A 13,925-nucleotide genomic window follows, 5' to 3' on the forward strand; every position below is an offset into this window, starting at 1 on the left:
GAAATGCTTTATTTCCCAAAATACAAGAGGGAAGAAAGCATTTCTTTTTTATGTGCGTATTTTGTAAATGATAATTATTGACAAATCCAACATCCTGGAATAAGCTAGTTTTGTATAACTAATTGATAAAAAATCGCAATAAACTAAAGAGGATGATAAAAAAATGACATTAAAAGAATTAGCGATTGGAAAGAGTGCTGTAATTCGAACAGTTGGAGCTTCCGGTGCGTTACGACAGCATTTTTTGGATATGGGTATGATTCCGGGTGCGGAAGTTACGGTGGTAAAGTTTGCACCGATGGGAGACCCGATGGAATTGCAGGTACATGGATATGAACTGACACTTCGTCTTGCAGAGGCAGAACAGATTGAAGTTGAGGAAATCAGCGAGAGAACAAACAGCCATTCCCGTGGAGAACGTTTGAAACCGGTAGATCATCCGGGACTTGGAGAAGAAGGAAAGTATCATTCTGAAGAAGATGCTAATCCGTTACCGGATGGAACAGTGCTTACTTATGCCCTGGTAGGAAATCAGAACTGTGGAAAGACAACGTTGTTTAATCAGCTCACAGGAGCAAATCAGCATGTAGGAAACTTCCCGGGAGTAACAGTAGACCGTAAGGATGGAACAATCAAAGGTTATCCGAATACGAATGTGACAGACCTTCCGGGAATTTATTCAATGTCTCCATACAGCAGTGAGGAGATTGTTTCAAGAAATTTTGTGCTGGATGAACATCCGAAAGCAATTATCAACATTGTGGATGCAACGAATATTGAGCGAAATCTTTACCTGACAATGCAGTTGCTTGAGATGGATATTCCAATGGTTGTTGCGCTGAATATGATGGATGAGGTGATTGGAAATCATGGCTCTATTGATGTGAATACAATGGAGGCACTGCTTGGAGTTCCGGTTATTCCGATTTCAGCGGCGAAGAATGAAGGTGTGGACGAAGTAATACGTCATGCACTTCATGTGGCGAAATACCAGGAACGTCCGCTGCGTCAGGATTTCTGTGATAAGAGTGATCATGACGGTGCGGTTCACAGATGTATTCATGCAGTGATCCATCTGATTGAAGATCATGCGGAGGAAGCGAAGCTTCCGGTGCGTTTTGCTGCGACGAAGGCAATCGAGGGCGATCCGCTGATTTTGGAGCAGTTAAAGCTTGATCAGAATGAGTTGGATATGCTGGAACATATCGTGCAGCAGATGGAGACAGAACGTGAGGTTGACAGAAGTGCGGCAATCGCAGATATGCGATTCGATTTTATCGAGCGTCTTTGTGAGCAGACGGTTGTGAAACCGAAAGAGAGTAAAGAGCGTGTCAGAAGTGAGAAGATAGACAAAATCTTGACAGGAAAATATACAGCGATCCCATGTTTTATCGGAATCATGGTGCTTGTATTTTATCTGACATTTAATGTAATCGGTGCATTTCTGCAAGGAATTCTGGAAATGGGAATTGATCAGTTGTCAAGAATGGCTGAGGCGGGACTGATCGCACTCAATGTAAATGATGTAATCCGAAGTCTTGTAATCGACGGAATCTTTACAGGAGTAGGAAGCGTGCTTAGTTTTCTTCCGATTATTGTTACTTTGTTCTTCTTCCTCTCTATGATGGAAGACAGTGGATATATCGCGCGAGTGGCATTTGTAATGGATAAACTGCTTCGTAAGATCGGTCTTTCCGGTCGAAGCATTGTGCCGATGTTGATCGGATTCGGATGTACAGTTCCGGCAGTTATGGCAACAAGAACATTGACCAGTGAAAGAGACCGTAGGATGACGATCCTTCTGACACCGTTTATGAGCTGTACAGCAAAACTTCCGATTTATGCATTCTTTGTAAGTACATTTTTCCCGGGTAAGGGCGGACTGATCATGTCGGGTCTGTACGTGCTTGGAATTGTAGTTGGAATTTTAATCGCATTCCTTTATCGAGGAACTCTGTTTAAAGGAGAACCGGTACCATTTGTTATGGAACTTCCGAATTATCGTCTGCCGGGTGCGAAGAATGTGGCACAGCTTCTTTGGGAGAAAGCGAAAGATTTTTTACAGAAAGCATTTACAGTTATTCTGATGGCAACGATTGTTGTATGGTTCTTGCAGAGTTTTGACTTGCATCTGAACCTTGTGGAGAATTCAGCAGATAGTATTCTTGCTATGATAGCAGGTGCACTTGTTCCAATCCTTCGTCCGCTTGGACTGGGAGACTGGAGAATTTGTACAGCACTGATCAGTGGATTTATGGCGAAAGAAAGTGTAGTATCAACACTTGAGGTATTGTTCGGAGGTGGAATTGCATCCGTACTAACTCCATTGTCAGCCGGTGTCCTGCTTGTATTCAGTCTGCTCTACACACCATGTGTTGCAGCGGTCGCATCAGTAAGGCGTGAGCTTGGTACAAAATGGGCTGTCGGAATGGTATTCTGGCAGTGTCTGATCGCATGGGTTGTGGCAATCATCACGAGAGGAATCGGAATGCTACTTTTCTAATGGGGAAAGCTGTTACTGTGACAGTAACGAAATGTCTCGGAATAAATCGTCTGGGAATAAATGATAAAATTTATTGACAAAACAGAATTCATTCGTTATAGTAAGAAACGATGTGTCAGTGAGGCAGTTGTTCATGAGACGAACCGAGCCGAAAGATAAATTAAATATATTCCGTGAGGGAGTAGTTCGCATGAAAATGTGATTTGTCAACATACCGGTGAGAATGAGTTTTAAAAGATCACCTGGCAAATCTTAAAGAATGAGACTCATGTATGTTTTAAATAAGAGGATAAGTTTGTTATGTCAAGCAGGCAGTTCTCTTATCATAGAACATACGTGGGTCTCTTTGTTATATTAGGAAAGTCCTTTCCTAATATATAAAAAACGCTCCGCTCAGGATGCGCACTGCAATTGTAGCGGAACAGATACAGAAGAAAAAAGAAAAGAGGAGAAACATGGCACTATTTATCGAGCTTTTGTTGATGGGGGTCGGGCTTGCGATGGATGCATTCGCAGTGTCCGTCTGTAAGGGCCTTGGAATGAAGAAGCTGAATAAGAAACAGGCGGTAGTGATCGGATTGTATTTTGGAGGGTTCCAGGCATTAATGCCGCTTGTGGGATGGATTCTTGGAATTCAGTTTCAAAAGTATATTACAAGTATTGATCACTGGATCGCATTTATTCTGCTTGGCTTTATCGGTGGGAAAATGATTCTGGAGGCAGTAAAAGAATGGAACGAAGAAGATATTGTTGAAGTAAAAGATCAGCCGTTGGATCATAGAAATATGTTTGTACTTGCCGTTGCGACGAGTATCGATGCGCTGGCAGTCGGAATCACATTTGCATTTCTGGACACACCGATTCTTGAGGCAATTACGATCATCGGAATTACGACAATGGTTATTTCTATTGTTGGTGTAGTGATTGGAAATTATTTTGGTGGGAAATATAAACATAAGGCAGAACTGGTTGGTGGAATCATCCTGGTGCTTTTAGGTGTTAGGATTTTGATCCAGCATCTGTCTGGATTAGCATAAAATGAGGTTGAATATAGTATAGCAGAAAGGAAATAAAAGATGAGTGATTTGTTTCAAAGTGTGCCATTTGCAGTGGTACTTTTAATTATTGGATTTGTGTTTCTTGTAAAAGGTGCAGATGCATTTGTTGAGGGGTGTAGCAGTATCGCAAGACGGTATCATGTTCCGTCACTGATCATCGGAATGACGATTGTGGCGATGGGGACGAGCCTTCCGGAGACTGCGGTCAGTGTGACAGCAGCAGTTACGGGAAACAATGCACTTGCAGTCAGTAATGCGGTAGGATCTAATATTTTCAATCTCATGGTTGTAGTCGGAGCCTGCACGCTTTTTACTTCCGTGGCAGTTCAGATTAATACGTTAAAGATTGATTTTCCGATATCTATTCTGTGTGCGGTATTGCTTCTGATTCTTGGTGCAGCCGGAATGTCACTGGGACATATAGATGGAGTTGTATTTATTATCTTATTCCTGGCGTTTATCCTCTACATGATTCGCTCAGCACAGACATCTCGTGAGAAAAATGTGGAGCCGGGAGTGGAAGAGGAAGAGTATCTTCTGGAAGCAGAGGAGATTCAGGAAATGTCTATGGGAAAGAGTGTGATTTACATTCTTCTCGGCGCAGTAGCGATTGCGGTCGGAAGTGACTGGGTAGTAGACGGTGCCTGTACAGTTGCGGCGGCAATTGGAATCAGTCAGACTCTGATTGGTCTTACTGTAGTTGCATTTGGAACAAGCCTTCCGGAGCTGGTTACATCGATTGTAGCAGCAAAAAAAGGTGAGGTGGATATGGCACTTGGAAATGTAATCGGTTCCAATATCTTTAATATTCTCATGGTGCTTGGTATTGCGGCAGCAATTTCACCGGTCGCATTTTTGACAGAAAATATCATTGATATTGCAGTGCTGATCGTGTTTAGTGTTATTGGATGGATCATGGCGTGGACGAAAAAGGAACTTAATAGAAAAGAAGGTATTATCATGTTGATTCTTTATGCAGTGTATGTTGTGTACATTTGTATGAGATAGTTTGTGATAACTCTGAAAAAAGGATTATGTGAAAGGCAAAAAGTACTTGTGCCAATCACATAATCCTATTTTAGTTTCCTATAATTAATGCAAAGTAGCCCCAGTCCCATAAGAGGGATTCGAAACTGTTTTCCAGATATTCATAAATATCCGCTGTTTCATATCCGGTCATTCGTGTAATGATCACAAGATATTGTCTCAACGTTTCGTAAGAAATTTCAGAAACGTTTGCGTCTGTGCCATCCAGCATCCATCTTAAGAAAATGCTGTGGCGGATTGATGCATATTCAAGGGCAATCCATTGCATCTGTACCAGTACGTTTTCCAGGTCACTGTCAGGAAGCAGGAGATCGGAGAAAATCTCGTTGCGCAGGAAATTGCGAAGCAGTGGTTCGTAAGGGCTCAAGTATTGTGTGAATTGTTCCCATTGTTCCAGTAAAGTGGATTCGTAAGCTTTAGTATCATCAGGATTTTCAGTACTGTCCGAAAGTGATTCCGATATTTCTTCAGCCAAAGCAAGAATTGGATTCAGAGTATCCTGATAGAGCCCTTCTTTTTGATAGTTTACGGAAAGATCTTGTAACAGTTCGTTACATTCGCTGATCAGATCCAAAGGTGGAAGGTCTATATCTGAGATCGCATTTCCAAGTTCTCTTACTGTGTTATCAGAAAAATAATCTTCTAACAGTTCTTTTGTTAATGGCTGATGCTGGTACAATTCCTGAAGAATATAGAAGCTTTCCAAAAGTTCTTCTTCGATTGTTCTGGAAGAATCATCTAAAAGATTGAGTAGTTTTTCACGCAAGAGGAAAAGGACAGAAGTATCTGTATCGCCAGTATCGGACAAAGTGTCTGATACATTTGGAAAATGCAGGGACTTCTGTTTGTTCCACAGGTCAATCACTGCAGGGCAGCAAGGCATCAGCATTTTCTCGTTATGTGTCGGAAAGCGATGTTCCTCTCGTGGAAATGTAGTGCATGTTTCTGATAGGACTTTGTCGCCGTAAGCAACAACAAGGCGGCAGAGCTTCTCAGAGTTAAGGAATGGACAGCGATGATCACTGTCCAGGCCTATCACACGCTGTCCATCTTTTTTAATCGTATAAGCGCTTAAATTTTTCTTTTGTTCAGGTACGGTTTCCGGAGCCTGGAGTTTCTTCCATTTACGGTTCGTATCTGCATCGACGCCAATCTTCCATTCCTGGCAGCAGGTGATCGGACAGCGGTCGGCGATGCAGGTGAACTTAGAATAATAATCAGGTATCAAATAATTAATTTCTGTCATCACGGTTATGGAATTCTGTATGCTGCCCAACATATTTGTATGCCGGACGGATGATCTTACCGGCATTTAACAGTTCTTCCAGACGATGTGCACTCCACCCGGTGATACGCGCAATCGCGAAGAGTGGTGTGAAAAGCTCTTCCGGAATATTCAGCATTGTATAAACAAATCCGCTGTAGAAGTCAACGTTAGCACAGACAGGTTTCAGCATCTTTCTGTGTGTCATGATCTCTTCACCGGCGATTCGTTCTACACGGTCATAAAGAGCAAATTCTTCATCAAGTCCCTTTTCGGAAGCAAGCTGTTTTGCATAGCTTTTCAGAATCTTTTCTCTTGGGTCGGAGATTGTGTAGACGGCATGTCCCATTCCATAGATCAGTCCCGTCTTATCAAAGGCTTTTTTATCAAGAATCAGGCGGAGATACTCACGAATCTCATCCTCGTTAGTCCAGTCTTTGACAGACTTTTTAATATCATCAAACATCCCCTGCGCTTTCAGGTTTGCACCACCATGACGTGGTCCTTTTAGAGAACCGATGGAAGCAGCGATTGCAGAATAAGTATCTGTTCCTGAAGAAGTAACAACGTGAGTAGTGAAAGTAGAGTTGTTACCACCACCATGCTCTGCATGAAGAATCAGTGCAACATCAAGTACCTTAGCCTCGAGTTCTGTATATTGTCCGTCCGGGCGAAGCATATACAGAATATTCTCTGCAAGAGAGCGGCCTTTCTCCGGATTACGGATCAGAAGTGTCTCATCTTTACGGAAATGTCTGTATGCATGATAAGAATATACTGCGATCAGTGGAAGCTTTGCAATAAGTTCAAGAGCCTGACGCAGTGCATTTTCAACAGAAATATCTTCCGGGTTCTCATCATATGTATATAAAGTAAGAACACAGCGCTGGAGTGCGTTCATGATGTTAGAGCTTGAGGCCTTCATGACAACGTCACGAACAAAACGTCCGCTTAGATCTTCTAATTCAGATAAAACTTTCAGAAAATGCTTTAATTCATCTTTTTTTGGAAGACGTCCGAAAAGGAGCAGGAAAGTTGTTTCCTCAAATCCAAAACGTTTGCCTTTCAGACCGTTGATAAGGTCATTGACATTGATTCCCTGATAGTAAAGTCCACCTTCAGCAGGAATTTTACGTCCGTTTATAACATCAAATCCACAGACATCGGATACTTCAGTCAGTCCGGTAAGAACTCCTCGGCCGGTTGAATCACGAAGTCCGCGCTTTACATCATATTCTTCATAAAGATTCGGATCAATGCGGTGTCCTTTCAAAAGTGTTTTCTCTAAATAGTCCATATCACTGCGCAGATCGTCAGTGTTTGCAATTAATATATCATTTGAATTCATAGCTTTCATCCTCACAATACATATATGTTTTCTAGTGTCTTGATAATGCATTTTAATGTAATTATAAACAGTCGAGGTGAAATTTGCAAGAAATATATATGTATTCTTGCAAAAACATGAAAAAAATCAAGAAAAGCACGCATAAAACAGAATAAAATGAATATTGAATTGTTAGATAACTCAAAAATAAGAATGCTTAAATGAATTTTCTGAATCGTCAGAAAGAAAATGATGTGGCTGTGGTCATACCAGATGCCAAAGCGCAAATCTATTGTAAAAATACAAAAATATGGAGAGATATTTTATTATAAAGTGCTGAAAAATAGGAGAAACAGATGCATTTATTGACGCATAATAATAAGAAGAGTATAATGTTAAAAAGATAACAATAGGTTGGTATAACCAATTAAAAGAAGGAGGGGGATAATTATGTTATTCCAAATTTATGGCGATGGTGCCGGCTGGCAGCTGTTAGGGTGGGTACTGGTGTTTGCCGGACTTGTTCTTGCAAATGAATTCGCAAGACGTACAAAAATCGGTGGACTGATCTGTTTTGGAGCTATTCCGGCTATACTTACAGTGTATTTTATCGCAATCTATATCTGTGCAGCAAATGGTGCAGAATGGGCACTGAATAACGATACTTATGTACATATGACAAGTTGGTTCCATTATGCAAAATTGTATGCTGCAACAGCAGGGTGTATTGGTTTTATGATGCTGAAATACAAATGGGGAATTGGTAAGACAGAATGGTTCAAAGTATTCCCGTTTGCAATCGTTGCAATCAATATTCTGATTGCAGTAGTAAGTGATTTTGAATCAGGTATCCGTGGATTCATGGCAATGAAAGAATTCGGTGACCGCTGGTGGCTGTCTTCAGAAAATGTATGGCTCTACGGAGGATGGTGGAACTGGGTGAACGGAATTGCCGGAATCCTGAATATCTTCTGTATGACAGGATGGTGGGGAATCTACACATCCAAGAAACATGATGATATGCTTTGGCCGGATATGACATGGTGCTTCATTATTGCATATGATCTGTGGAATTTTGAGTACACATACAATAACCTGACAACACATGCATTCTACTGTGGTGTTGCATTACTTCTTGCTCCGACATTTGCAAATATGTTCTGGAACAAGGGTGGCTGGATCCAGAATCGCGCGAATACACTGGCACTGTGGTGTATGTTTGCTCAGGTATTCCCATTATTCCAGGATGCAAGCCGTTTCTCAGTAATTCCGGCTCTGTATTCTGACGGATTCATGGATGCAGCAGTAAGACCGACAAGTGCTAATCCAACCATGCAGGGTGTGATCGCGGTAATTGCACTTGCAGCGAATGTGATCTGTCTGGCTGCAATTATTAAGAGAGCAAAACAGCAGAAGAAGAATCCTTATAAGAATGAGATCTTTACAGATCAGAAGGATTATAAGGAAGCAATGGCGAGAGTAGAAGTTTAAATTTGTATTTAGACGTTTGAATTCTGGGTAATGAAGCAAAAACTTTTGTTGGATAAGGGCGTGATGTGGATACTTTATTGCATCGGACACCGGCCCGCTCCTCTTCATCCCTTTGAATGAATGTAACGAAAAAGCCCAAACAGGCATCGTGAGTGATTTCTGTTTGGGCTTTTTCAAACATTCAGAACAAAGTGTATTCAGAACCGCTCCTGCCTTAAAATGTGTCCTCAACAATAAAGTATCCACATCACTTACATTATCCAGGACAGAAGGGATTGCCGTGGAACGAATTCAACACTTAAATACAGAATTCTGGACGGAAGTAAAAAAGGAACGCTATCGACTGAACCTGAGTCTATCTTCTCGTTTACGTGCAACAAATCAAAACTTGTATGAAGTCTTTCAGATTCGTCCCATTAAGCAAACACTTCTGTTTGGAATAAAGAAGCGAGGATGGTGCTATATTGTTGAGGACACATGTAAGGCAGGAGCGTTCCGGTGTCCGATGCAATATAGCATCATCCTTGCGGCCTTATTCACCACCAAATCCTTTGCTTCAATATGGAGAATCAGACAGACAAATACAAATTTATACAAACTCATTGGAATAGTAAATCTGATGCTTCCCATCAATGCAGTCCTGCATGGATTCCTGAATCCATTCAATTGTTCCTTGGGTATCCCGGTCTCGGATATAGGTCCAGGTCTTATAATTGCTTCGATATAATTCTTCTATCCCATAGAGTTCACAATAATGTTCCCACATATTAAAAATTGGTGCTCGGAAAGACTGGAAAATAAGTGGAATCAATGTATTCCCGGAAATCAGGGCAAACTCGTGTTGGAATTCGTAAGCAGCTTCAATGGCAGTGGTGACATCCTGTGCATCACGGATCTGATTAACGAATTCGAGGAGACGCTGGATGTTTTTGTCGCTGATCGTGTCGATGGCGAGCTGTGCAGCAAGTGTATCAAGCGCAATGCGGACTTCGAAGATGGAACGGATCTCCTGATCACGCATGCGTCCGCCGTTGTAATTCATGATCGCGATCAATGTATCCAAAGTTCCTTTTCTTCGGAAATCTGCTACATAAGTCCCACTGCGGGGTTTTACGGTAAGAAATCCTTTCTTTTCCAGCTCACTGATCCCGCTGTTGACAACCGCACGGCTGACCTGCATCATTTCAGCAAGCTGGCGTTCCGGCGGAAGTTTCTCTCCGATCTGTAGCTTGCCGGAAAGAATCAGATGTTCTAATTGTTCAATAAACAGATCCCTCAGGGAAGGGGAACTAATCTTCTGAAATTCCATAATAAATTCTCCGTTTCGTAAGCGTTATCTTCACAAAGTGTGTTTTGATGAGATGAAAATGTTGAAAATCTCGTAAAAAATAACGTTTATTGTTGATAAGTTTATTATAGGGAAAACAGGCGGTGGATTCAATACTCTATATTTATATCAGACGTGGGAGAGAGTAGGAAATTTGCGGAAAAACTCGTTATATTGAATTGAACTTGAAGGAGAAATCTGTTTGACATATCTAATGTATGATGCTAATATGATTATATGAAAGGTGCTACCGATAGACGGTTAGCCCACATTATGATTAATTAAAAAATAACCGTTCAGTTTGCGAGGCTGGGGCGGTTATTTTTTTGTGTGATTGCATCCTATTGCGTAACCAAGTCCAAAGGCTGTTAAGCATAAGCTGATAACAGCAATCAGACCTTCGAGAGTCAACATTAGCATCCCCTCCTTTAGCAAGATTTCCACAGATAGTCTGGGGATTTCTATGTAAACAGAGGGTCACAGTCCCTCTGGAGAAGGACTAACCGCCTACCGTGAATGGTAGCACCATGGGGAAATTATAGCAGAAGTGTTTAAAATATACAATGCTTTGTGTATCCTAAAGCCCCTTTGTGTTAAAAATAAAATAATTGTATCAATTTTTATAAAACATGTAATTTTTCATAAATTTAATGTGTCTAAAAAGTAGAAAGGAGATAAAAAATGCCGGCAGAACAAATTTTGGAAAGACTTATGCGAGAGTACGGAGAGTCTGTTTTTCGCATGTGCTATTTGTATTTGAAAGATTATTATTTAGCAGAAGATGCAACACAAGAAACTTTTATTAAGGCTATGAAATCCTATGATTCTTTTTTACACAATTCTAATGAAAAGACATGGTTGATACGCATTGCTATTAATTCTTGTAAAAATATTATGAGAACAAAATGGTTCCGTTTTCCAATGATGAATGTTGATGATCAACAATATATAGCGGATGATCATTCTATCGAAGAGGTAGTAAAAAAAGACAGTAGTAGCAACCTTAGCTATTTTAATGCTTGGGGGAACAACAGTAGCAGCTAGTTATTCTTTTACAAATAAAATCAGTGTAAATGATGAAGTATTAACTGAATTAGATGAAATGCATGTTATGGTATCGACCTATTGGATACTGAGTTGGCAGATAACAACGATTATCTTCAAGGGCATATCACAACAGATGATAAAGATTATGCAATGATTACGATGAATAATTATATTATAGGAGATACTGCAAATTTCCGTTATTTGGAAGAGGAAGACAGATATGAATACGAACATGGTAAAACCTACTATTCACCAGTCAGCTTAAATATTGATTTGATCTTAAGTGACGAACAGTTGAAAAATGGTTGGGATACTGATTATTTGGGAATGTATGAAAGTATGGAAGAATATCAGTCAGCGCAAGGATATAAGGTCAATCTGATACAAGATAATAGTGATGACGAGAAATTAAATGAGGGAGTTGTGTCAGAAAAAATTGCAGTATTTGTTTCAGACGGAATAAGATATACGTTAAAAGGGCGCGTATCAGTTGATACAATGAAATAAATTTATTAAATATTCTAAAATGTGAAGAGGGTATATCTGCTGAATGGATATATCTTCTTTTTGGGTAATTAAGTTGAGGCTAAAGGATGGACTGAATCTGAAAAGTACAGTAAAATCTACATTAAAAATATTATCGGGAAATATTCGTGGAGGGGAACGCCCTTCTTCGGAAAAACAGGAAGCTGAGGTCGTGCGTTTGCAACAGACTTTCAATAAAATGAAAAAGCAGAATTAAAGAAAGTTCAACAGGCACAGAAAGAATGGAGATGACTAATTTAGACAAAGTCATCAGTCTTTTATTAATTACAAGTAAATATTGATATGGTATACTAAAATAAAGTTTGTATACAAATAAATTGTGCGAGAGGAAAAATCATGGTAAAGATAGATTTGATTACAGGTTTTCTGGGGGCAGGAAAGACAACATTTATAAAAGAGTATGCATCCTACCTGCTTCGTCAGGGTCTGAATATCGGAATTCTGGAAAATGATTTCGGTGCGGTGAATGTGGATATGATGCTTCTTCAGGAGCTGCAGGGAGAAAAATGTGAACTGGAAATGATTTCCGGAGGGTGTGATAAAGAGACACACCGCAGACGATTCAAGACAAAGCTGATTTCTATGGCAATGTGCGGATATGACAGAGTGATCGTGGAGCCGTCAGGAATCTATGATGTGGACGAATTTTTTGATGGATTGAGAGAAGAACCATTGGATCGTTGGTATGAAATCGGAAGTGTAATCACAATCGTAGATGCGGGACTGGAAGAAAATCTGTCAGATCAGGCAGAATATTTGCTGGGATCTGAGGCGGCGGATGCGGGTGTGATCGTGTTGAGCAGGCTGGATAAGGACAATGCTTGTGAAGAACAGGAAAACAGAATTATTTCACATGTCAATCGCTCTCTTGAACGCATTGGATGTACCAGAAGAATTGGGGAAGAAGTAATCGCAAAAGACTGGGATATGCTGACAGAGGAAGACTTTGCTCAGATTCAGAACAGTGGCTATCAGATTGAGTCGTTTCGCAGACCGAAAGGTACAGAAAAGGATGGATTCCAGACCTTATATTTTATGAATCTGAATCGGACAGAAGAAGAACTGGTTCCGGCTGTGGAAAAATTGTTTGGTAAACGTAAATATACAGATGATTTTGAAAAGGAAAACAACAAAAATTATGATGATATCGGAAAAGTGTTCCGTGTAAAAGGATTTATGAAAAATGAATCCGGTGACTGGATGGAGCTGAATGCGACAACGCAGAAGATGACGGTAAATCCAATCAAAGAAGGACAGGAGATTCTGATCGTGATCGGTGAGGATTTGAAAGAAGAAAAGATTTGTGAGTTTTTGGAAGATAAATGCACTGAGGGAGCAGAAAATGAGTGAAATTCAATTGCCGGAAGCATTTCAGAAATTAGGAGAAGCGCTGGAGCAGGGACAGTTTGAACTGCTTTTTACAGAAGAAAAACTGCGGTTGGTTTATTTGATGAATGATGCAGTAGAGAGTTTTCTTGTCTTTGAAAACGCAAGGATGACAGGTCAGTATAGAGAGGATTATCAAGGTGAACTAGAAGCGGAGTTAAGTGTAACAGAAGAGCCAGAGGAGTCTTATGTCCTTGTAGTTCATCAGGGTGAGACCGTGGTTACGATTTTTTTTGAGGATTTAAGTGAAGAAGTACACTTATATGACTATGGAGAAATCGGGCATTTCTGGGTGAAAGGTGCGGAATATCTGCGTCAGATAGAATATAAGATTGCAATCGTACGGGATAAACTGGATTATCTGGGAGCAAAATACTGTAATCAGACGGAACGGAAACTAGCTGTACTGGTGGACTTTCCGCCGCTGAATCATTGCTGTTACCCGGCAGTTTCAGAACAATATGTAGTTCCGAGGGAAAATCCGTGGGTACCGTCAGAAGAGGCACATCAAGTGATGCAGGAGCTTGCGGCAACAGTAGAAGATAAAAAGTTACTAAGATGTCTAAAGTTTTATCAGAAACATCCATGGAAGCGGAGTGCAAAAAAGATTGCCGGGATGCTGCAGGAAAAGCGTCATGCAGAAGTTACAGATCTTCTGATGGAAGAATTGAAGATGGCGGCAGCAAATTACCCGAGAAGAAAATTCACAGATGAAGAAGAAAATCAGAATCGTAAGATTGAGAAGAGAGCATCGGAGAGGAAAAGAGAGTTAGAAGAACAGGGATTTCGGATAAATATATTTCGTGAGGAACCATTTATTGCATCAAGAGATTCACTCCAATACAAAATCAGTCTGATGATCTGGGAAAAGAAAGGAAAAAAACGAAAAGTTCAGATAGAAGAATTTTCTGCTGACCGGAGAGGATAAG

Annotated in this window: 11 protein-coding genes; 8 read left to right on the forward strand and 3 right to left on the reverse strand. The window is 40.5% G+C overall.

Annotation, left to right across the window (positions count from 1 at the left end):
• Nucleotides 1–163: 163 nt before the first annotated feature.
• From feoB to ACZ47Z_RS02770, 3 genes are all read left to right on the forward strand, one after another.
• Nucleotides 164–2,503: a ferrous iron transport protein B gene (gene feoB, locus ACZ47Z_RS02760; RefSeq protein WP_054753156.1), complete on the forward strand. Its 2,340-nt coding sequence runs from the start codon at nt 164–166 to the stop codon at nt 2,501–2,503.
• A 455-nt stretch (nt 2,504–2,958) separates the two neighbouring features.
• Entirely contained in the window at nt 2,959–3,540 is a 582-nt protein-coding gene (locus tag ACZ47Z_RS02765) for a manganese efflux pump MntP (protein ID WP_054753158.1), read from the forward strand.
• Nucleotides 3,541–3,579: 39 nt separating this feature from the next.
• Nucleotides 3,580–4,569: a calcium/sodium antiporter gene (locus ACZ47Z_RS02770; RefSeq protein ID WP_054753160.1), complete on the forward strand. Its 990-nt coding sequence runs from the start codon at nt 3,580–3,582 to the stop codon at nt 4,567–4,569.
• Between the two features lie 70 nt (nt 4,570–4,639).
• On the opposite strand, the gene fliB is transcribed toward ACZ47Z_RS02770, so the two are convergent.
• Nucleotides 4,640–5,854, reverse strand: coding sequence for a flagellin lysine-N-methylase (fliB, locus tag ACZ47Z_RS02775; protein WP_117915855.1), 1,215 nt, complete (start codon nt 5,852–5,854; stop codon nt 4,640–4,642).
• Nucleotides 5,841–7,220 carry a citrate/2-methylcitrate synthase gene (locus ACZ47Z_RS02780; protein WP_054753163.1) on the reverse strand — a complete coding sequence of 460 codons (1,380 nt, stop codon included), beginning with the start codon at nt 7,218–7,220 and terminating at the stop codon, nt 5,841–5,843. Before ACZ47Z_RS02780 ends, fliB begins: the two co-directional genes overlap by 14 nt.
• A 429-nt stretch (nt 7,221–7,649) precedes the next feature.
• Here ACZ47Z_RS02780 and ACZ47Z_RS02785 point away from each other — a divergent pair, with 429 nt between their 5' ends.
• A complete protein-coding gene (locus ACZ47Z_RS02785; RefSeq protein ID WP_054753164.1) occupies nt 7,650–8,690 on the forward strand; it encodes a DUF5692 family protein in 1,041 nt (346 codons plus the stop codon).
• A 589-nt stretch (nt 8,691–9,279) separates the two neighbouring features.
• On the opposite strand, the gene ACZ47Z_RS02790 is transcribed toward ACZ47Z_RS02785, so the two are convergent.
• Nucleotides 9,280–9,999, reverse strand: a complete 720-nt coding sequence (locus ACZ47Z_RS02790; protein ID WP_054753166.1) for a FadR/GntR family transcriptional regulator — start codon at nt 9,997–9,999, stop codon at nt 9,280–9,282.
• 699 nt (nt 10,000–10,698) lie between these two features.
• Here ACZ47Z_RS02790 and ACZ47Z_RS02795 point away from each other — a divergent pair.
• The 4 genes from ACZ47Z_RS02795 to ACZ47Z_RS02810 all read left to right on the forward strand — a co-directional run bounded on the left by ACZ47Z_RS02795 (nt 10,699) and on the right by ACZ47Z_RS02810 (nt 13,924).
• Nucleotides 10,699–11,061 (forward strand): sigma-70 family RNA polymerase sigma factor, encoded by a 363-nt coding sequence (locus tag ACZ47Z_RS02795; protein ID WP_464525849.1) that lies wholly within the window; start codon nt 10,699–10,701, stop codon nt 11,059–11,061.
• A gap of 93 nt (nt 11,062–11,154) precedes the next feature.
• Nucleotides 11,155–11,571, forward strand: a complete 417-nt coding sequence (locus ACZ47Z_RS02800) for a hypothetical protein (RefSeq protein WP_054753169.1) — start codon at nt 11,155–11,157, stop codon at nt 11,569–11,571.
• 375 nt (nt 11,572–11,946) lie between these two features.
• The gene (locus ACZ47Z_RS02805; protein WP_270376774.1) at nt 11,947–12,960 is read left to right on the forward strand and encodes a GTP-binding protein; all 1,014 of its coding nucleotides are present in this window, start codon (nt 11,947–11,949) and stop codon (nt 12,958–12,960) included.
• Complete coding sequence (locus tag ACZ47Z_RS02810; RefSeq protein ID WP_464525850.1) at nt 12,953–13,924, forward strand: DUF3878 family protein; 972 nt, start codon at nt 12,953–12,955, stop codon at nt 13,922–13,924. Before ACZ47Z_RS02805 ends, ACZ47Z_RS02810 begins: the two co-directional genes overlap by 8 nt.
• Nucleotide 13,925 lies beyond the last annotated feature (1 nt).

This window comes from Mediterraneibacter faecis (assembly GCF_055383675.1).